The sequence below is a fragment of the Pseudovibrio sp. FO-BEG1 genome (genome assembly GCF_000236645.1).
GTDB lineage: Bacteria > Pseudomonadota > Alphaproteobacteria > Rhizobiales > Stappiaceae > Pseudovibrio.
Genome location: NC_016642.1, coordinates 344,914 through 364,413, shown reverse-complemented (window position 1 = coordinate 364,413; position 19,500 = coordinate 344,914). Strand labels below are relative to the sequence as shown.

At 53.6% G+C, this 19,500-nt stretch carries 16 protein-coding genes; 7 read left to right on the top strand and 9 right to left on the bottom strand.

The window, feature by feature from the left end; all coding sequences use genetic code 11:
• Positions 1–149: 149 nt before the first annotated feature.
• The 3 genes from PSE_RS01770 to PSE_RS01760 all read right to left on the bottom strand — a co-directional run bounded on the left by PSE_RS01770 (position 150) and on the right by PSE_RS01760 (position 3,869).
• On the bottom strand, positions 150–1,598 hold the full coding sequence (locus tag PSE_RS01770) for an MFS transporter (protein WP_014283299.1): 1,449 nt from the start codon (positions 1,596–1,598) through the stop codon (positions 150–152).
• Between the two features lie 221 nt (positions 1,599–1,819).
• Entirely contained in the window at positions 1,820–2,416 is a 597-nt protein-coding gene (gene wrbA, locus PSE_RS01765; protein ID WP_008550216.1) for an NAD(P)H:quinone oxidoreductase, read from the bottom strand.
• 124 nt (positions 2,417–2,540) lie between these two features.
• Positions 2,541–3,869 (bottom strand): NAD(P)/FAD-dependent oxidoreductase, encoded by a 1,329-nt coding sequence (locus PSE_RS01760; RefSeq protein WP_014283298.1) that lies wholly within the window; start codon positions 3,867–3,869, stop codon positions 2,541–2,543.
• A gap of 406 nt (positions 3,870–4,275) precedes the next feature.
• Here PSE_RS01760 and PSE_RS01755 point away from each other — a divergent pair, with 406 nt between their 5' ends.
• From PSE_RS01755 to PSE_RS01745, 3 genes are all read left to right on the top strand, one after another.
• On the top strand, positions 4,276–6,084 hold the full coding sequence (locus PSE_RS01755) for a M2 family metallopeptidase (RefSeq protein ID WP_041767812.1): 1,809 nt from the start codon (positions 4,276–4,278) through the stop codon (positions 6,082–6,084).
• Between the two features lie 112 nt (positions 6,085–6,196).
• On the top strand, positions 6,197–6,727 hold the full coding sequence (locus PSE_RS01750; protein ID WP_014283296.1) for a GNAT family N-acetyltransferase: 531 nt from the start codon (positions 6,197–6,199) through the stop codon (positions 6,725–6,727).
• Between the two features lie 75 nt (positions 6,728–6,802).
• Positions 6,803–7,633, top strand: coding sequence for a protein NO VEIN domain-containing protein (locus PSE_RS01745; RefSeq protein WP_014283295.1), 831 nt, complete (start codon positions 6,803–6,805; stop codon positions 7,631–7,633).
• Positions 7,634–8,274: 641 nt separating this feature from the next.
• Here PSE_RS01745 and polA read toward each other — a convergent pair.
• Both polA and PSE_RS01735 read right to left on the bottom strand, forming a co-directional pair.
• Entirely contained in the window at positions 8,275–11,217 is a 2,943-nt protein-coding gene (gene polA / locus PSE_RS01740; protein WP_014283293.1) for a DNA polymerase I, read from the bottom strand.
• Positions 11,218–11,344: 127 nt separating this feature from the next.
• Positions 11,345–11,956, bottom strand: coding sequence for a TetR/AcrR family transcriptional regulator (locus PSE_RS01735; protein WP_208998065.1), 612 nt, complete (start codon positions 11,954–11,956; stop codon positions 11,345–11,347).
• 77 nt (positions 11,957–12,033) lie between these two features.
• Between PSE_RS01735 and PSE_RS01730 the strand changes: the two genes are divergently transcribed.
• Complete coding sequence (locus tag PSE_RS01730) at positions 12,034–12,804, top strand: SDR family NAD(P)-dependent oxidoreductase (protein WP_041767810.1); 771 nt, start codon at positions 12,034–12,036, stop codon at positions 12,802–12,804.
• A gap of 95 nt (positions 12,805–12,899) precedes the next feature.
• Here the strand turns inward: PSE_RS01730 and PSE_RS01725 are convergent, their stop codons facing one another.
• The 3 genes from PSE_RS01725 to PSE_RS01715 form a co-directional block, all read right to left on the bottom strand.
• On the bottom strand, positions 12,900–13,379 hold the full coding sequence (locus PSE_RS01725; RefSeq protein WP_014283290.1) for a hypothetical protein: 480 nt from the start codon (positions 13,377–13,379) through the stop codon (positions 12,900–12,902).
• On the bottom strand, positions 13,376–14,152 hold the full coding sequence (locus tag PSE_RS01720) for a DUF2092 domain-containing protein (protein WP_014283289.1): 777 nt from the start codon (positions 14,150–14,152) through the stop codon (positions 13,376–13,378). The genes PSE_RS01725 and PSE_RS01720 overlap by 4 nt, the downstream gene beginning before the upstream one ends.
• Before the next feature lie 176 nt (positions 14,153–14,328).
• The gene (locus PSE_RS01715) at positions 14,329–15,375 is read right to left on the bottom strand and encodes an acyltransferase family protein (RefSeq protein WP_008550509.1); all 1,047 of its coding nucleotides are present in this window, start codon (positions 15,373–15,375) and stop codon (positions 14,329–14,331) included.
• A 225-nt stretch (positions 15,376–15,600) separates the two neighbouring features.
• On the opposite strand from PSE_RS01715, the gene PSE_RS01710 reads away from it, so the two are divergent.
• A complete protein-coding gene (locus PSE_RS01710) occupies positions 15,601–16,794 on the top strand; it encodes a serine hydrolase (RefSeq protein ID WP_208998064.1) in 1,194 nt (397 codons plus the stop codon).
• A gap of 10 nt (positions 16,795–16,804) precedes the next feature.
• Here the strand turns inward: PSE_RS01710 and PSE_RS01705 are convergent, their stop codons facing one another.
• Positions 16,805–17,335, bottom strand: a complete 531-nt coding sequence (locus PSE_RS01705) for an FxsA family protein (RefSeq protein ID WP_014283286.1) — start codon at positions 17,333–17,335, stop codon at positions 16,805–16,807.
• Positions 17,336–17,629: 294 nt separating this feature from the next.
• Between PSE_RS01705 and PSE_RS01700 the strand changes: the two genes are divergently transcribed.
• Both PSE_RS01700 and PSE_RS01695 read left to right on the top strand, forming a co-directional pair.
• Positions 17,630–18,376 carry a Tim44/TimA family putative adaptor protein gene (locus tag PSE_RS01700; RefSeq protein WP_014283285.1) on the top strand — a complete coding sequence of 249 codons (747 nt, stop codon included), beginning with the start codon at positions 17,630–17,632 and terminating at the stop codon, positions 18,374–18,376.
• 104 nt (positions 18,377–18,480) lie between these two features.
• Positions 18,481–19,479 carry a murein transglycosylase A gene (locus PSE_RS01695; RefSeq protein WP_014283284.1) on the top strand — a complete coding sequence of 333 codons (999 nt, stop codon included), beginning with the start codon at positions 18,481–18,483 and terminating at the stop codon, positions 19,477–19,479.
• Positions 19,480–19,500 lie beyond the last annotated feature (21 nt).

The following is a 19,500-nucleotide window of genomic DNA, read 5'->3' as shown; positions in this document are numbered from 1 at the left end:
ATATTGTTCTGAGGGTGGTATCACAGTGAGATTGCCAACTTACGTTTACGGTAACCTGCAATCTAATGATTGCCTTAAGCAAGCATTGCTAGATCTTTAGGTGAAACAAGGACGCTCATGACGCCGTAAAACTCTTTCTCTTCAGTGCCTTAAGTCTGAGTTTGCGGCTCTTCCATACCATGACTGGCGTGCCACTTGGTGATCTTGCGCGCACTGAAAAATCCGAGAACACCGAAAACAGCAAAGCTGGAGAAGAGCCAGAAGGCTGAATTGGCGATGCCTGCAGTGCCAACCGTACTGTTAAAGCCGGTTGAGTTGGCAATGAGGCCAGCGAGCGCTGTTCCGAATGCGACTGCGAAGGTCTGCACGGTTGCGAGTGCGGAGGCTGCATTTTCCTTGTCGTCATCCGGCGTCAAGTGAAGCGCGAATACGCCCAGATGTGGCCAGCCGATACCAATGCCGGCACCGATGCAGATGAGAGCGAGGGTGATTACCATCAGCGCCATCAGGTTTCCTGCAGTGCCAATCGGCAGAATAACGGCCAGTGTCATCAAGCCAATGGCCATGAGAACAGGGCCGATGTTCACGACGCGGCGCATGGCCTGATCTGTAAAGCGGGCGCTATAGACCTCCATGGACGCCCACCCAATTGAAACCGTTGCTGCAATGTATCCAGCCCATAACGGAGAAACAGCGAACAGCTTCTGAAGATAGAACGGCATGAAGAATTCCGTGTTCACGCAGAGGATCAAGAGCGCCATACTGGCAAACACAAAGAACAACGGCGAGCCCCACTCCAAGGCTCCTTTGGGAAAAAGCCGAGTGGCTGCCTTCTTCTCACGTTTCATCAGGGTGAGGATCATTGCGATGGAAAGAGCGAAGCCGAGAACGCTCCAGATGATGCCTTCAAACACGCTGGTTATGGAGAGCACGAGGACGGAACCTGCAAGTAGCGCCAATTGACCAAGCGGGATTGGGTGCTCTGAGCTACCGTTTTCCTGATGTTTTGGCAAAAGGGCGAGCGTGGCCATGATGTAAAGGATCGTCACCGGAACCAGCACACCAAAACCTGCACGCCAGACACCAAGCTCAGCAAAAATGCCGCCAATGGCGGGGCCGAACAGGGTTGTGATACCCCATGTGCCGGAAAGAAGCGCGAAGGCCCGGGACCAGAGGCGCTCTGGATACATGAATGCGATCATGGAATAACAGAGGGTGAAGATGAGACCGCCGCCAGCCCCCTGAACAGACCGCCCCAGAAGCATTACACCCATATTGGGGGCGATAGCTGCCAGTGCGCTGCCTGTCATAAACACAACAGCTGCCAGAAAGAACGAATGCCGGGCGCCAATGCGTTGCAGCACCTTGCCTGCCACGGCAGCGCTAAGGATTGCAGCGAGAATGAAGAGGCTGGTGTTCCAAGCATAATAGTCCAGCCCGCCGATATCTGCGGTGATGGAGGGGAGCATGGTTGCGGAGATGTAGGTGTTCACAGCGTGCAGCGCGATCCCACCAGAAAGGACCAATGAAGCAATAGCTTGCTTGCCCGTAAATAGTTCAGCCCAACTGCTGTTGGCGCTTGCGCCCGGTTCCTGCATTTCAGTTCCTTTCAAGAACGATCAAACCAGCGGATTCTTGTGTTTTTTGCTGGTGTTTTGGGGCGTTCTAGCTCCTCAAGTTAAGTTGAGGTCAAGGACAAATTTCGAGAAATCTTATCAGTTTTTGAAGCAGAAATGCAGATCACTCAGGATTTGGCACAACTCGCGGACAAGCGCCTCAATACCTCGTTTTGTATCTCGGCGGTGGCTTTGAGGGAGTGTCAGGCGCTGAGCTTTTTCGCGATTTCGGCGACGTGTTTCCCTTGATAACGAGCCATGTTCAGCTCTTTTTCCTTTGGCTTCAGCGCCCCGTCTCCCCCGGCAATAGTTCCTGCTCCGTAAGGCGAACCACCCAGCACCTCCGAAATATCCGAGATTTCTGGGCAGGTGTAGGGCAATCCGACGATGACCATTCCCTGATGGGCGAGGGTGGTCCAGAACGAGCTGATGGTTGTTTCGTTGCCTGAGCCGGTTCCGGTGGATGTAAACACGCTGCCAACCTTGCCTGCCAGTTTGCCCTGAACCCATAGGCCGCCAGTCTGATCCAGAAAGCTGCGCATCTGAGATGCCATGTTGCCGAAGCGGGTTGGGGTGCCAAAGATGATGGCATCATAATCAGCGAGCTCATTTGGCTCAGCGATTGGAGCTGGTTGATCCAGTTTGAAGTTGTGTGCCCGCGCGACATCTTCCGGCGTCAATTCTGGCACACGTTTGATGGTTGCCGTTGCTCCAACCGCTTCAACACCCTCAGCCATCGCGTTGGCGAGCGTTTCGATATGCCCGTAGGTGGAATAGTACAGGATCAGAACTTTGGTCATGCGTGCTCCTACAGGAAACGATAGCTGAGTAGCTGGTCATCAAGTCCTGCAACACTACAAAAACCGTAGTTTGATCCTATCCAGAGATTATGGGGCTATGAGATCGCCTTGGGCCGTCAGCTCTCTAAAGAACCTTTGAGATTTCCTCGGCAACGATGAGGCCGGATTTGTGGGCGCCAGCGATGGTGGACCAATCATCATCACTCATGGCCTCACCTGCGAACCAGATGCGGTCGGCTATGTTTTCGCGCATCTCATCTCTTGCCCAGAACCCACCAGGCTTGGCTGCAGCATAGGAGCCGTAGGTGTAAGGATCGTGCAGCCAGTCGTAGCTGTTGGACTCTACGATGTATTTTTCGATGTGGTTGCCAAACATCCGTTTCAGTTCTGAAACGACAAAGTCATAGGCTGCGTTGTTGCCTGCTTCGAGCAGGTGTTTGGCGAAGTCTCCGCCCATATCGAAATAGCAAAGATCTGTGCCGCCTGCGTTGGTGAGCGCACCGAAGGCTTTGGGAGAGCCGTCAACTTCTTCATCCACTTTGTAGTTGAAGTAGGCATCAGCTCCGGTGCCGAAGATGTTTTTGCTCATCTGCAGACCCACATGGAAATAGTGGCCCATTGGAAGCTCTTGAATTGCTTCCTGTTTTCTTACCGGAAGCGGAGGATCGAACTCAATATCTCCAGAGGCCAGCACACCTGTTGAGACGGTGACGACAACCGCCTTTGCTGTGATGGTGCCTTCGCTGGTTTCGACAGTCACACCTTGCCCACCCCAACGGATTTTCTCTGCTGTTACATCGGTTTGTACAGCAACATCACGCGCTGAATGCTGAAACAGGGTGCCGATGCCTTGTCTGCAATAAAAGTCGCTGCCGCCTGCTGCGGTGTACCAATCCACGCAGGAGAAGCTGTCGAGATCCTTGGCGATTTCGTAGGCACCGATGAGGAAGTCCACGGTCAGGCCCCAATCTCCCAGATCCGGAATGACGGAAGCGGGAGAGACGTCCAGTTCATCGCGGCCAGCACGCCACATGGCACGGAGGGCTTTGCGCTGTGCTTGAAAAAACGCTGCTTGTTCAGAGTCATTTATCGGGCGATCACCGACATACATGAGGGTTTCATCAGGTGCGCGGTAGATATCAAAGCCGTTGGCGAGGCCATAATCTGCAAAGGGGTTGTTTTCCCGGTTGTGAAGGCGAGAGGCGCCCATATCGAAGGGAACACCGAAACTCTCGTTATCAGTCAGAATTCTTCCGCCGATACGACCCGATGCCTCTATGGTGATGACGGAGTAGCCACGGCTCTTCAATGCCCGAGCGGTAGAGATGCCAGCGGCACCAGCTCCGATGACCACCACATCCGTATCCGTAGCCTGAGCGCGCCCGATGAAGAGGGGAGCAGCGGAAAAGGCAGCGGCGGAGAGCAGGAGCTGTCGTCTGGAGATCTCTGTCATGTTCAACTCAGATTAAGAGGGATCGTGATCCTGAGAGGGATTAAACACAGCACATATAGGCAGGCAAGTGAACGTTGCGTGATCGTTTTTACCTGGGTGACAGAGTGCTTGCTTTTGGTGATTCACGATGGTGACCATTGCGCACCAGAAACGATGTGCTGAACCGCAATAGTTAGCCAGCTTCAGGAATATTCATAGAGCTGCTGAAGAGAACTAAGTGGTTGCAATTTACCGCTAATGCACGTGCAATATTTTTGCGAATTTATTGCCAAAATAGGAGAAATATCGCGGATAAACGGGCTAGACTTACAGGATAAAACCCTTACCGTAACGGCATAACAGAGAGATTATGCATAAGAAATACATTTGAAATCTCTTAAGTACGCCATGGTTGGGGGAGGCTCTCATGAAGCGTTGTTTATCTGTGTTGCCCGCACTTTCGCTTGCGCTCATTCCATTGAGTGCGGCACAGGCTGAGGGAGAGAAGGCCGTTACGGTTGAGGATGCGAAAGCATTCATCGAGTCTTCAGAAAAAGCCATTCAGGAGATTGGAGAGGAAGCTGGCCGCATTGCGTGGGTGAATGCCAACTTCATCACTTATGACACCAACTGGCTGAACGCTTTGATGTCTGAGCGGACCACGAAACTTTACGTTTCACTCGCCAACCAGACAAAGCAGTTTGATGGGCTTGCTCTTCCGCCAGACCTTGCCCGCAAGATGAAGCTTTTGAAGCTGAATCTGACACTGCCTGCGCCTGAAAACGACCCTGCCAAGATCAAGAAGCTTGCTCAGATCAATACCGAGATGGAAACCATCTATGGCACCGGCAAGTATGAGATTGATGGTGAGGCGCTGTCTCTTTCCAAGTTGAGCCGCATCATGGCAACCAGCCGTGATTACGACAAACTGCTGGAGGTCTGGAAAGGCTGGCGCACTGTTTCTCCGCCCATGAAGGACATGTATGCGGAGATGGTTGGCATCGCCAATCAGGGTTCTAGCGAGCTTGGCTTCAAAGACACCGGCTCTATGTGGCGGTCCAAATACGATATGGATCCAGATGATTTCCGGCAGGATGTTGATCGCCTGTGGGGTGAGGTGAAGCCGCTTTACGACAGCCTTCATTGTTATGTGCGCGGCAAGCTGGTGGATCATTACGGTGCCGATAAAGTGCCTGCGGATGGGCCAATCCCTGCGCATCTGCTGGGTAATATGTGGGCGCAATCCTGGGGCAACATCTATCCGCTGGTTGCGGCGGAAGGGGACGATCAGGGGTATGACCTGACCAAACTTCTGGAAGAGCAGAACTATACGCCGCTGAAGATGGTGCAGACGGCAGAAGGATTCTTCACCTCACTTGGCTTTGATCCGCTGCCTGAGACATTTTACGAGCGCTCCTTGATCACCGAGCCGCGTGATCGGGATGTGCAGTGCCATGCATCCGCCTGGAACGTGGATGGTAAAGAAGACCTGCGCATCAAGATGTGCACTGAGGTGACGGGAGAGGACTTCAACACCGTTCACCATGAGCTGGGGCACAACTTCTACCAGCGTGCCTATAACCACCAGTCGCCCATGTATCAGGATGACCCGAATGACGGGTTCCATGAAGCAATTGGTGATATGGTGAGCCTTTCCATCACGCCTAAGTATCTGAAACAGATCGGCCTTCTGCCTCTGGATGCTTCAGAGGAGGTGAACACCAACATTCTGATGGCGCAGGCGCTGGATAAGATCGCGTTTCTTCCGTTTGGCCTGCTGGTGGATCAGTGGCGCTGGAAGGTGTTCAACGGTGAGCTGACACCAGACACCTACAATGAGGGTTGGTGGGAGCTTCGTGAGAAATATCAAGGTGTTGCTGCACCGGTTGAGCGTGCGGCGGATGCGTTTGATCCGGGTGCCAAGTACCACATTCCAAACAATGTGCCGTACACCCGTTATTTCCTCGCGCATATCTTCCAGTTCCAGTTCTACCGTGAGGCCTGCCGCATTGCCGGGTGGGAAGGGCCGCTGGCGGCCTGTTCCATCTATGGCAACAAGGAAGTTGGCAAGAAATTCAATGCGATGCTGGAAACGGGCTCCGCTCTGCCGTGGCAGGACAGTCTGGAAGCCTTCACCGGTAGCCGTGAGGCCGATGCGACCGCTATTCTTGAGTATTTTGCTCCGCTCAAAGCCTATCTGGATGAGCAGAACAAAGGCAAATCCTGCGGCTGGTAGACCAGCAAGGTAATCCTGCCGGCCTTGATGCCCTACAAGTCCGCCGGATATTATCAAACCCCGTCTTTCATGGCGGGGTTTGTTTTGTTTTGAGGGAACGGAGGCTTTGGATATGAGCGAGGTACAGAACATAACTGTTCAGGTTAGACCACTTGCTGTTTCGGATATGCCTTTGCTGCATGGATGGCTCAACCAGCCCCATCTGCGGCCCTTTTATGAGCGAGAACCAAGCACACTTGAACAAGTGGCAGAGCGCTATGTCTGCCGCGTTTCCGGTGACCACCCAACCCATTGCTTGATTGCAGAGCAAGAGGGCACTCCTTTTGGATATCTGCAATGGTATCTCAACCAAAGTTTTCCTGATTACGGTCGCGATACAATCGGCCTGACCGCTGGCGTTAGCTTTGATTACTACATCGGTAATCCTGCCGTTCTCGGCCAGCGCTTGGGGTCTGCCATGCTAACTGCAGCGATTGATCACGTTAAGCCGCTCGTCAGCCCTGAAGACAGGCTGTTTTGCGTTGGCCACAGACCAGAAAACACCTCCGCCATCCGCTGCTCCCAACTCGCTGGCTTTCGTTATCTCAAAAATTTCATCGAAGAAGAGCTTCCGCATCAGCTGTATGTGCGGGATGAGAGATAGCGCGACAAAGCCTACTTAAAGTTGCAGATCGAACATGATAATCTTGATTCAAACATTGTTTGATTTGAGTTTTTTATGGGTGTGAATGATTGGACTGACGAGGAGAATGATCTTCTTGTTGCTGACTATTTTGAAATGTTGAAGTTGGAACTTCAGGGGCGGAGCTTCAACAAAGCTGCTCGGAGAAGAGAACTAGCGCGTTCTATTCCTCGTTCAGAAAAATCCATTGAGTTTAAACAGCAGAACGTTAGCGCTGTGTTGGATGCGCGTAAGCATCCATGGGTTACAGGTCTACGCCCAGCTAAGAACTATCAGCGGTCACTTGAAGATGCAGTCCAGCGCCATTTCGATGCCCGAGGGCAGGGAAGCTTACAGGGACTTCCAGAAACACGACTTGAGCTTGATGAAGAGGTAGAGGGATACATTGCTCCGCCTCCGTCTCAAGCTGCCACGATTGAGCTGACAAAACCTCGCAGTGCGGTTCGCCGGGCGCAGAAGCTGGATTATGCGGAACGGGATGCAAACAATCGGAAGCTTGGTCAGCAAGGCGAAGCCTATGTGTTTCAGTTGGAAAAGCAACGACTTCAGGCCGCTGGAAGGCCAGATCTCGCGGAAAAAATCTGTTGGGTTTCTCGAGAAGAAGGCGATGGGCTAGGTTATGACATCCGGTCTTATGAGCCTGATGGATCTGAGCGGCTTATTGAGGTGAAAACCACGAATGGCAATCGTGAGACCCCGTTTTACCTTTCTGAGAATGAGTTGAGGCTCTCCGAGGATGAGCCGGAGCGGTTTGTGCTTGTTCGCGTCTATAACTTCTCAGAGGGATCATCGTTCTTTGAGTTGAGGTCTCCATTGGAGCAGGGCGTTTCGTTGAAGCCTGCGATTTATAAAGCAATCCCTAAGTAAGAGAGGCATCGGGGTGCCTCTCTTATAACCAACACCAGTCTTTTCGGCCTATGGATCCCGGCTCGATGGCCGGGATGACACTGGCGAGTGAGGTGCTGGGTTGTTGGAAGATTCTTGGTTGCGGGCAGCAGGTTTTCTAGAAAACGCGTGAGGTTTGCTGGGTCCCGCATCAAGTGCGGGATGACGGTGGTGGGATATGGGCTGTTGTCACTCTCTGACGTCATCCCGGACGAGCGGAGCGGTGATCCGGGATCCAGAGCAGCACGGAACAGCCTTGATAGCCGGGCTGATGAATTGGTTTCGAAGGGATACCGACGCAAAAGCGGCTGAGTTTGAGGGGATGGCCTATGGATCCCGGCTCAGAGGCCGGGATGACGCCGGTGGGTGAGGCGCTGGGGTGTTGAAAGGTTCTTGGTTGCGGGCAGCGGGTTTTCTGGAGAATGCGTGAGGTTTGCTGGGTCCCGCATCGAGTGCGGGATGACGCCGAGGGGTGTGGCTTGGCGGTTTAGGCGCCGTGGTCGGTTGAGAGTGCTGGTGGGGGCTTTGTGAGGGCGGCTTAGGGAGGCCCGGGGTGGTGGTTTGTTGACCCGGGGCTCACTGATCGCAGGGGCTAATGCCTTGCTCCAAAGGAAAAAGAGGCGCTAGTGCGCCTCTTCCCAGTTGTCTGCGGCTTCTGCTTCCACCTTGAGGGGGACGGAGAGCTGGAGGGCTGGTTCTGTAGCTTTTTCCATGGTGGCGATGACGAGTTTTTTGGTCTCTTCCACCTGATCCTCAGGCAGTTCAAAGATCAATTCATCGTGCACCTGCAGCAGCATTTGCGCGTCCATATTTGCCGTTTCCAGAACCTCATCCATACGCACCATAGCGCGGCGGATGATATCTGCCGCTGAACCCTGAATTGGGGCGTTGATGGCTGCGCGCTCGTAGAACTGGCGCATGTTCGGGTTCTTGGTGTTTACATCCGGATAGTGGGCGCGGCGGCCAAAGATGGTTTCGACGTAACCATTTGCATGGACGAACTTTTTGGTTTCTTCCATGTAGTCTTTGATGCCCGGGAAGCGTTCAAAATACGTTTTGATGTAGTCGCCCGCTTCACCGCGTGCGATGCCCAGCTGGTTGGCGAGGCCGAACGCGGAAATGCCGTAGATGATGCCGAAGTTGATCGCTTTGGCGCGGCGGCGGACCATTGGGTCCATGCCTTCAATCGGCACACCAAACATCTCGCTTGCTGTCATGGCGTGAATGTCGAGCCCATCAGCAAATGCCTGTTTGAGCTGCGGAATATCGGCCATGTGAGCGAGAACGCGCAGTTCGATCTGGCTGTAATCGGCAGAAATGAGCTTCTTGCCCTTTTCCGCGATAAACGCCTGACGGATTTTGCGACCCTCAGAGGTTCTGATCGGGATGTTCTGGATGTTTGGTTCAGAAGAGGACAAACGGCCCGTGGAGGTGGACGCCAGCGAGAACGAGGTGTGGACGCGGCCCGTCTCCTGATTGATGAAGCTTGGCAGTGCGTCGGTGTAGGTGGATTTCAGCTTGCTCAGCTGGCGCCACTCGACGATTTTGCTTGGCAGCTCATGGCCCTGGGCGGCCAGATCATCCAGCACGGAGGCGGAGGTGGACCAAGCGCCAGTCTTGGTTTTTTTGCCGCCAGGCAGGCCCATTTTGCCGAACAGGATTTCACCCAGCTGCTTTGGCGAACCGACGTTGAAGATTTCGCCTGCGACGTCGTGGATTTCACTTTCCAGACGCGCTGCGCCTTGGGCGAACTCACCGGAGAGCAGGGAGAGCATCTGACGGTCGATGGAGATGCCGCGGCGCTCCATTTTGGCCAGCGTTGCCACCATTGGGCGTTCCAGACGCTCATAGACCACTGTCATTTCCTCAGCGGCGAGGCGTGGTTTGAGGATTTTCCAGAGGCGCAGGGTAACGTCTGCATCTTCCGCCGCGTAGGCGGTGGCTTTGTCCAGTGGCACCTTATCGAAGGAGATCTGCGATTTGCCGGAGCCGCAGACTTCCTTGAACGGGATTGGCGTGTGGTTGAGCCAGCGCTGGGAGAGCTCGTCCATGCCATTGCCGCCCATGCCCGCATCAAGCGCGTAGGAGAGCAGCATGGTGTCATCAAACGGCGCCATTTCCACGCCGTAGCGCTTGAGCACGAGCCAGTCGTACTTCATGTTCTGCGCGATTTTGAGGACTGCCGGATCTTCCAGCATTGGCTTGAGCAGGGCGATGGCTTCGTTAAGCGGGATCTGGCCTTCCAGTAGAGCGCCGCCGCCGAGGAGATCGCCTTCGCCGTCCACGTGGGCCAGCGGGATGTAGCAGGCCTTGCCCGGCGTGCATGAGAGGGAGACGCCGACGAGGCCAGCTTCCATGGCGTTGAGGGCATCCGTCTCGGTGTCCACAGCCACGTAGCCCACTTCATAGGCTTCCGCTATCCACTCTTTGAGGCGCTCGACGGTGGAAACTGTTTCGTAAGCGGAATTATCTATAGGAAGCGCAGATATTTCAGCTGCAACTTTCTCTGCCAGAGGGGCGGCGGTCCATGCTTTACCCTCAAGTTCTCCCGCAGAATCCTCAGCTTGTTCTGCCGGTTTTGCAGTGCTTTCCCAACCCTCGATGACAACGTCCGCAGCTTCGATGTTTTCCAGCACGGCGCCGGTTTTATCTGCCACTTTCTTGGTGAGGCTGGTGAAGCCCATGGCTTTGAGGAAGCCGACGGCCTGCGCGCCATCAACGTCGCAAACGGAGAAGTCTTCAACCGGCGTTTCTACCGGCACGGCTTCTTCCAGCTGTACAAGGCGCTTGGAGATGCGAGCCTGTTCAGCGAACTCGATAAGGTTCTCGCGGCGCTTCTTCTGCTTGATGGTTTCGGCTTGTTCCAGAAGGGTATCCAGATCACCGAACTCATTGATGAGCAGAGCAGCGGTTTTCAGGCCAATGCCTGGAACGCCCGGCACGTTATCGACGCTATCGCCTGCCAGCGACTGCACTTCGACGACCTTTTCCGGACCAACGCCAAACTTCTCGAAAACCTCAGGCTTGCCGATGATCTTGTTCTTCATGGTATCGACCATGCCGATCTTATCGGTGACGAGCTGCATCAGGTCTTTATCGCCGGAGACGATGGTGACGCGAGCGCCTTGTGCCTCTGCCTGACGGGCATAGGTGGCGATCAGATCGTCGGCCTCATAGCCCTGCTGCTCAATGGCAGGCACGCCGAATGCGCGCGTTGCCTGACGGATCAGGCCAAACTGCGGGCGCAGGTCTTCTGGCGGCGGCGGGCGGTGGGCTTTGTATTCCGGGTAGAAATCGTTGCGGAAGGTTTTGCCGGACTTATCGAAAATCACGGCGAAGTGTGTTGGCTCGTCGCCTTCTTCCTTGGTCGGGCCTTCCTGCATCATCTTCCAGAGCATGTTGCAGAAGCCGGAAACCGCGCCAACGGGCAGTCCGTCGGGCTTGCGAGTAAGCGGCGGCAGCGCGTGATATGCGCGGAAAATGAAGGTAGAGCCATCGATCAGGATGAGGTGATCGTTCTCTGTGAGAGCTGGGGCAATGGATTGTGTCGACATGAGCGGGATCATGCCCGTCAATTGCGCACAAAGAAAGGGCTATTAACCCTTTTTCAATGATGTTTTAGCGGAGGGTGGGGTTGGAGCAGTCTCTGGCTACCTGGCTCTCACCTTCCACCTCACAAAAATGAAGTTACTCTCACTCATCCTGCGGTTCTAACAGCTCTAATGCTTCCAGAATTGCTGAGCGATTATCCTTTGTGGCTGTGTTTGGTAGTCCACCCTCAATAGAGAGCATTGCCAGGCCGTGCACGGCTCCCCATGCAAGCAGGGATTTCGCTGGGATTTCAGCATGTTTTTCATCTTCACCAGCACCGTTCAGCAATAAGCGCGTCATGCGGGCCTCTGCTTCGACTAAATCCACATCGGTCTCATCCAGCAATGCCGTGCGGAACATTGTTTTGAATTTGGCAGGTTCAGAAAGAGCAAAGTCCAGATAGGCCCGCCCCTTAGCGGAAAATGCCGAGAGCCCCGCACTGCGCGCTTCAGTGGCCGCCGTTTCCATATGCTCCGCCATTCCGCGGTGTGCGCGGACAGCAACTGCCGTCATCACAGCCCGTTTGTCTTTAAAGTGCCTGAAAGCTGCAGCAGAGGAGACACCTGCATGCTTGGCTGCAGCCCGTAAACTTACACCCTCAGGCCCCTTTTCAGGCAACTGAGCTTCGACAGCATCCAGAAGCGCCTCACGCAGTCCTCCGTGATGATATTCTGATGTGCCCGGAGTTTGTTTTTCTTGCCTCGATGTTACCATTGATAACTTTCCACTTGACCAGATAACCTCAACCAATGTTACCATTGATAACATATTTAAAGTCTGGAGAATTACTCATGAATTCTGTTTTAATTTCCGGTGCCTCCAAAGGGCTGGGTGCCGCGATGCTAAAAGCTTTTACAGTAAACGGGTGGCAAGCGATTGGTACATCTCGCCATGGAGGTACCCTAGAAGAACTTGATGTGTGCGACGAAGATTCTGTGATTGCACTTCGCAACCGCATCAACCTTGTCCCCGATTGTTTGATATTGAATGCGGGTTCTGGCATCGCTGGCCCTATCGAAATGACAGCTGCTTCCGAAGCTGCTCGACAGATCGATACCAACTTACTCGGCGTTGATAGAATGGTACGCGCCTTTCTTCCTGATATGCGAAAAAGGCGTTCAGGAACGATTGTGATTATTGGCTCTATAGCATCACGGCTCCCAATTCCTTTTCAAGCACTTTACAGCGCATCCAAAGCCGCGATTGCGAATTATGCGGCGGCCTTATCTATGGAGGTCGCCCCTTTCGGGCTCCACGTTATGCTGGTGGAACCGGGAGATCATCAAACTGACTTTGGTGCAGCGAGACGGCGAAGTCCATCCGACAACGACCCCTATGAGCCTTCCACAACACGTGCGATTAACAGCATGGCGAAAAGCGAAGAAAGCGGAAATGACCCGGAGCGATTTGCAGATTTGGTTGTTCGTGCTTGCATGTCAGACAAGCCTCCACACCGTCTTACAATTACGACGCCTACAGAGCGTATGCTTTTGATTTTATCAGCAATTTTGCCCCGACGAATGATGTTGAAGGCTACACGAAGAGCGTTCTGTCAGGCGTAAAAGTCCAAAACAGAGGATGGGGCATCCTCGCAGTTGGGCATTGGGTCAGACTGACAAGTACAGCGAGCAAAGAGGGCGCTAACCCGCGATTTTCCTCACGGCTTTTCGCCGGGGCGGATGGGTTCGGTGGGCTCGGTGTAAGGCATGAATCCGGTGCGGTTGTTGCGGATGGTGGGTTTGTATTTGCCTTCCGGGCAGATGAAGATGAGTTCATCCTGAATGCGCACTTGCTGGCATTCGTCGCTGAGGTCATAGACGAAGCCGCTGTTATCGCCGCTGAAGTAGTAATCGTTGGTGGCGGGTTCGTTGCCGTTCTCAGATTTTTGCGCGCCGAGGACGGATTTGTTGCAAAGATCGCGGATCTTGTCGCGGTATTGGGAAGTGCCCAGATCCGTCTTGCCCTCGCGCTTCATAAAGTCTTCTTCACACTCAACGACCTCAGCAGGCGTGGCCTGTTTGGGTGGAGGTGGGGTTTCCTGAGCCTGAGCTGCAGAGAAGCTGAAGCCGGAGAGAAGGGCCAGCATGGCCAGCGTTCTGGAGGCCTGACCGAAGAGATGGGTGGTGGAGCAACTCATCTTGAGTTCCCTCCGTTTTCTACTGCTGAAAGGGCGGGCAGGCTGAAGCGTTCTGCACCTTCTGGTGCCAGGAACCTGAAGTCTTCCGGCTGCAACTGGGGATCAAGGTTCCATCCCCGATATGACAGGTGCGTTTGAGGCAGCCCGCCGATTTCCTTATAGGTGATAATAAGATAGCCGGGCAGGCCGGTGTCTTCGTAGACCCATAGCTGCCAATCTACTTCGTCGTTAAAGAAGGCGAGATGATGGGCGACGCCTTCTGGCAGGACTTCGCGGCCCACATAGACGGAGCGGGTTGTCAGCTCATCGACCATCTTATCCAGTTCCGGGTTGACCAGATCTATGCCAGGCAGGGTGAGCTGGAAGTCATTACGCAGGACTTCGATCAACTCTGAGGCGGTGCCGTTGAAGTCGCCCTGCGTGTAGATGTTCCGCGTTTTGTCGAAGTAGGTGATGATGCCGTCGTCGAGGTAGATTTCGCTGACCCCGTTCGGGCGCGGGAGATCGATTTTAAGGTCACCCTGACCAAGGATGTTGACCGTGTATTCGAAGACGAAGTTGAGTGGCACCATGTCTTTGAAGATACGCTCTTCACTGGCATAGACCGTGAACGTCATCTGCTTGATATCTTGAAACTTCTCGATGGTCTCGTGGAGGATTTGCCGGGCTTTGTCCTCTTTTTGCGCAACAGCCGGGAAGGGGCGCAGCTCCAGCCAGCCAATGGCGATCAAAATGAGAAGTAGCGGCAGAACCCTGAGAGCCCCGAGTTTCATGGATGTGTCTTCCCTGATCTTGTCACGCGAATAGCTGTTTCACGGGAAACACTAAGCAAAGACCGGAAAGACCTTCTGAACCCAACCGCTAAAATTGGCCGTGCTGCGGCTTGATAGGAAAAGCCCCCGACAGCAGATGCTTCGAGGGCTCACAAAATCAGCATTTAGCACTGCGCTCAGGTTGGTGAGGGTGCAGGGCTTTTGGCGCGTGGCATTTCTGCGATGTAGGCCCATGCTGGTCGTTTGAACAGGAACTGGCCGTATCCGAGTTTATTGATCAGCCAGAACAGGATCATTGGTGCAATGGTCGCCGTGCAGGTGACGATCAGCGAGATCAGGCCAGCATCTTCAATAATGCCCAGCTTCAGCAGGATGGTACGGGACACGGCCATTGGGAAGAAGAAGGAAAGATAGATCACGATGGAGTTCTTGCCCATGTAGCGGAGCAGATCCAGCGCTTTGACCTTGGACAGAAGCGCTGAGACGGTGATCACCGCTAGTGCGCCCAGTCCACCGAGTGCCAGAGACGCAAAGGGCAGATCGGCGTAGCCGTAGCCGACGAAGAGGCCATTGACCACGGCCCAGACGAAGACAAAGGCCAGGCCTTTCATGGTGTTCTCGCGCACCCAATCAGCAATCACGAAGATCTTTTGCGCGAACACATAGCCTGCGAAGAAGAACACGAAGCGGGAGGCGGTTTCGTCAATCAGCACGGAACCGGTGTGCACCTGGCTGATCTGAAGGCCCGCAGCGACCAGCATGGTCACCTGCCATGGCACTTTTAGCGAATGCAGCAGCTTGGTGATGACGAAGAAGACCGGTAGAGCGTAGATGAACCATAGAGTTCCAAAGGGCTGCACAAAGGCGAGTGCGTAGTGCATCAACACGCCATCCCAGCCGAACTCGGCAGCAAAGGACGGTGCCTTCATTCCAAATTGGATGGTGAGCCAGAGAATGTAGAAGTAGAAGAAGTGGACCACTTTGCGGTCCAGATACAGGCGCCAGTCCCGGTCGAGTGTCAGGGCGAGGAAGAGGCCGGAGATCATGAAAAAGTCCGGCATACGGAAGGGTTTAGCGAAAGCAACGATGTCACCCATGAAGCCCATTTCGCCAATGGCGCTACCAACCCCAAGGGTTGAATGCATCATCACCACGAGAAAGATACAGAAGCCTTTCGCGTAGTCGACCCAATCCACTCGACTGGAGGTTTGATGCGCCGCCATGTAATCCCGCCCACAAATACACTAATTAATTCGTGCAATTATAAGTTTTAAGGGTCGTGAATACTAGCGTGGTTCTCTTCAACTTTATTTGTTGGTTACCGGCAGGGTCTTTGAGAGGGCACGAGGAGTTGTTTCGGGGTGACTGGCCGCCTCTTCACCTAAGGTAATGTTAGTTTTTATGTGCCTAGGATGCATATACTTCGAGTAGATATTCTGGAGATGCAATTGCTTAGTTATTTTAAGGCGTTATGCGCTCTACTGGTGCTTGTGGTGGCCTCGGGTTCTGCTGGTGCGCAAGAGGCGAAGAGCCCGGTGGACGTACTCAAGAAAGTCTGGAATGGGCCTGAGTTTGACGCCGATGATTTTGCGCCGGAGGTCTACAAGAAGATCCCAAAAGAGCTGCTGGTTTCCATTCTTTCAGAACAGCGCTCGATTTATGGTCCTGCAGTTGATGTGGCGCCAACGCAAGATCCGCATAAGTTTCTCGTTGAGACGAAATCCTACACAATCCCAACGCTTTTGAAGCAGAACAAGGATGGCCAACTGACGGGCCTGCTGTTTCGGTTTGCGCTGGTGAAGGACGTGAAGCATGAAGACTTGCTGGACCACATGAAGCAGCAAGCGCCTAAACAGAGCTTTTTGCTGATGCAGAACGACAAGGTGCATGCGGAGCATAACAGTGATGACCGGCTCGCCGTCGGATCTGCCTTCAAGCTTTATGTGTTGGACCAGCTGGCACAGCGGGTAAGAGATGGAGACCTGAGCTGGCAGGAGAAAATCACACTTGAACAACGGCATATCTCGTATCCGGGTGGAACGATGCAGAACGAGCCGGTTGGCAAGAAGTTCGTTTTGTTGGATGTGGCCCGCAATATGATCGAGATCTCCGACAACACCGCCACCGACTTGCTGATGGATCTGGTGGGACAGGAAAATGTGATGCTGCCGGGAGAAACCTCACCGGCGCTGACCACGCAGCAGCTGTTTCACTTAAAAGCCGATGAGAAAACCGCAGAGGCTTATCGTCAGGCCGGACCAGAAGAACGGGCGCGCATTCTTGCGGCATTGCCTGCTCAGCTGCCCCCAATCAACAAGGTTTCCGTGCCTTTGACGGAAGGTATCGAGTGGTACATTTCCAATCGCGAGCTTTGCAAGATCGTGAGGAAAGTGAAGGATATCAAAGGGATTTTCGTGAACCCGGGCGTTGCAGAGCCGGATAACTGGGTGGCCTACGCTTATAAGGGCGGTAGCGAGATCGGCGTACTCAACATGACGTATGCGCTGGAAGATGACGACGGCAACAGCTGGTGTTTTTCAACCACGTGGAATGATGAGCAGGAGCTGAATATTACTTATCTGCTGGCGTTGGTCGCGACACTGTTGGAGAGCCCGGCCTCTGTTCAGGCGGCTCTCCAGTAAGCTTTGCTGATTAGCGACGCTTGTCGTCATCACCAGACCATGGGCTGATCTGGTCCGGATCATTTGAGCGAGGGCGGGACGGGGTGTCCTCTTCACCGTGACGAGAGGAGCTCCACTCGTCTTCATTCAGGTCTACAGTTCCATCCTGACGGCGGTAGCCCGGATTGACGTGAATGTTCTGCACCTTCACGTGACGCGCCAGATAGTTGCCGATGACCTCACGCACTGGCGGGATAAACAGCAGAAGGCCGATCGCATCTGTAAAGAAGCCTGGGATCAACAACATGAGGCCTGCAAAGACGATCATGGCGCCATGCATCATCTCGTGACTTGGAACCCGGCCAGCATCCATTTCGGCCCGCATGCGCATGAGCAAAGACAGACCTTGCTGGCGCAGCATATACGTGCCGGCAGCTGCGGAAGCTACAGTCAGCAGGATGGTTGGGATTGCGCCGATGACACTTCCGACTTCAATAAAGAGATAGATCTCAATAGTTGGCAGCAGAATGAAACAGGCAAGAATGATAAGTCCGAGTGGCATAGCGTCCGCGTTGGTTCAGGTCTATTGTGTTTGTTGATCACCTCAATTTGAAGTGATCTTTCATATAGTGGGTTGTTTCTGCAGAATTGCAATGACTGATTTAAGCTTATACTTGCGTGTTAAGACCTTAAAAAGGCGTTGGGATGAACACGAAATAGCTGGATGTTGCTGATAGAAACCTTAAATTAGTGACAGAGCCTGTAAAAATGAGTTAGAGCACCTTATCTAGATATCTAAAGCATTTGATCATCGGCGCCTGGCAGCCAACGAGTAAAGGACCGGTCGGTACTCGGAATGAACGAAATATTCGACGTCTACAACATCATCTTCCTTATTGCGGCAGTTGTTATTTTCCTGCGGTTACGCTCCGTTTTGGGCAATCGCACCGGTAACGAGCGTCAACCTTTTGACCCGTATTCTGCCCAGCAAAAACAAGACTCTCAAAAGACTCAGGCACCTGAGAATGAGGACAATGTTATTCCTCTTCCAGGCAGTGAACATGTTCACCATGACCCTGAGCGCGCTGAGCGTGAAGCTCGCGAACAGATTGAGGCCGAGATCGACAAAGTTGCCAAGAAGGGCACTGATCTGAACCACGGCCTGCGTGAAATCTGGAAAGCTGAGCCGTCTTTCAATCCAAAAGAGTTCGTTGAGGGTGCCCGTGGCGCTTACGAGATCATTCTGATGTCGTTTGCTCAGGGTGATCGCCGTACGCTCAAAGACCTGCTTTCTCTAGAGGTGTTCACCGGTTTCTCCGCAGCGATTGATGACCGTGAAAGCCGCAATGAGCGTGTTGAGTCCACCTTCGTGGGCATTGACAAGGCTGACATCGTGGAAGCTGTGTTCAACCAGAAAGATAGCCTTGCTGAAGTGACTGTTCGCTTCAAGAGCCAGCTGATCACCGCGACACGGGATTCTGAAAACCGTATCGTAGATGGTGACCCAACAGCGGTGAGCGAGCTGACCGACATCTGGACCTTCGCTCGTGTGACTGGCGTGAACGATCCAAACTGGAAACTGGTTGCAACTGAATCTGCATGACGTTTTCTTTCTCTCGCGGCGTAGTGAGGTTCATTATGACTCTCACCGTCGCGGCGGGGATAAGTTCTGCTGCTACAGCTACCCTAGGAAATGACCATAGGACCATGCGAAGCGCGAAGCTCTCCGGGCCACTTGATCCCAACGAAATCGAAGGATGGGCTGCAGATGATCACTCTGCGGCCCTTTCCGCATTTGTAGCGCATTGTGAAGGAAGCGAGGGCCGAACGCTGCCGACCAAAGCGTTTGGCATTAGCGACGCAAAATTACGCGCTATCTGCGCAAAATCGCGCAAAATCAACGCAAACGACGGACGAGAAGCAAAAGCCTTTCTGGAACAGTACTTTACGTTCCGCCGCGTTGAGGACGACGGATTTGTGACCGGCTATTATATGCCAGAGCTGGAAGGCTCGCTTGTTCGCACTGGCGAATATGTTGTCCCCCTTCACGGTTATCCGAAGAACCTGAAAGTGATGCCAACGCGCGGGGATGTTATGGATGGCGCACTGGATGGAATGGGCCTTGAAGTGCTTTGGGTGAAAGACCTGATAGATGCATTTTTTACAGCTGTTCAGGGTTCTGCGCGGGTTCGCCTGACCAATGGCGAGCTGCGCCGCTTGGCGTTTGCCGGCAAGTCCGGCCATGATTACACCGCGATTGGCCGTGTCCTCATTGAGCGGGGCGAAATCACCCGCGAAAACATGGGCATGGATGCGCTTCGGGCATGGTTATCCGCGAACCCATCTCAGCAAAAAGACGTGTTCCGGCACAATAAATCCTACATCTTCTTTGAGTTACAATCTCCGGAAAACGTTGAGGTTGCTGCCATTGGAGGTGCAGGAACAGCGCTTACGGACCTGAGATCACTGGCAATTGATGATGATCTGCACACATATGGCAGTTTAATTTTTGTCTCTAGTGAGTTAAGGACCTACGACAAATCAGGTGATCGCTTCGCCAAGCTGATGGTTGCCCAGGACACCGGGTCAGCTATCAAAGGCCCGGCGCGCGGCGATATCTATGTTGGAAGTGGTGCAGAGGCAGGTGCGATTGCCGGGAATATCCGTCACCGTGCGGAATTCTATCTCCTTGTTCCAAAAGAATAAATGATCGTGGACGGATCGGAT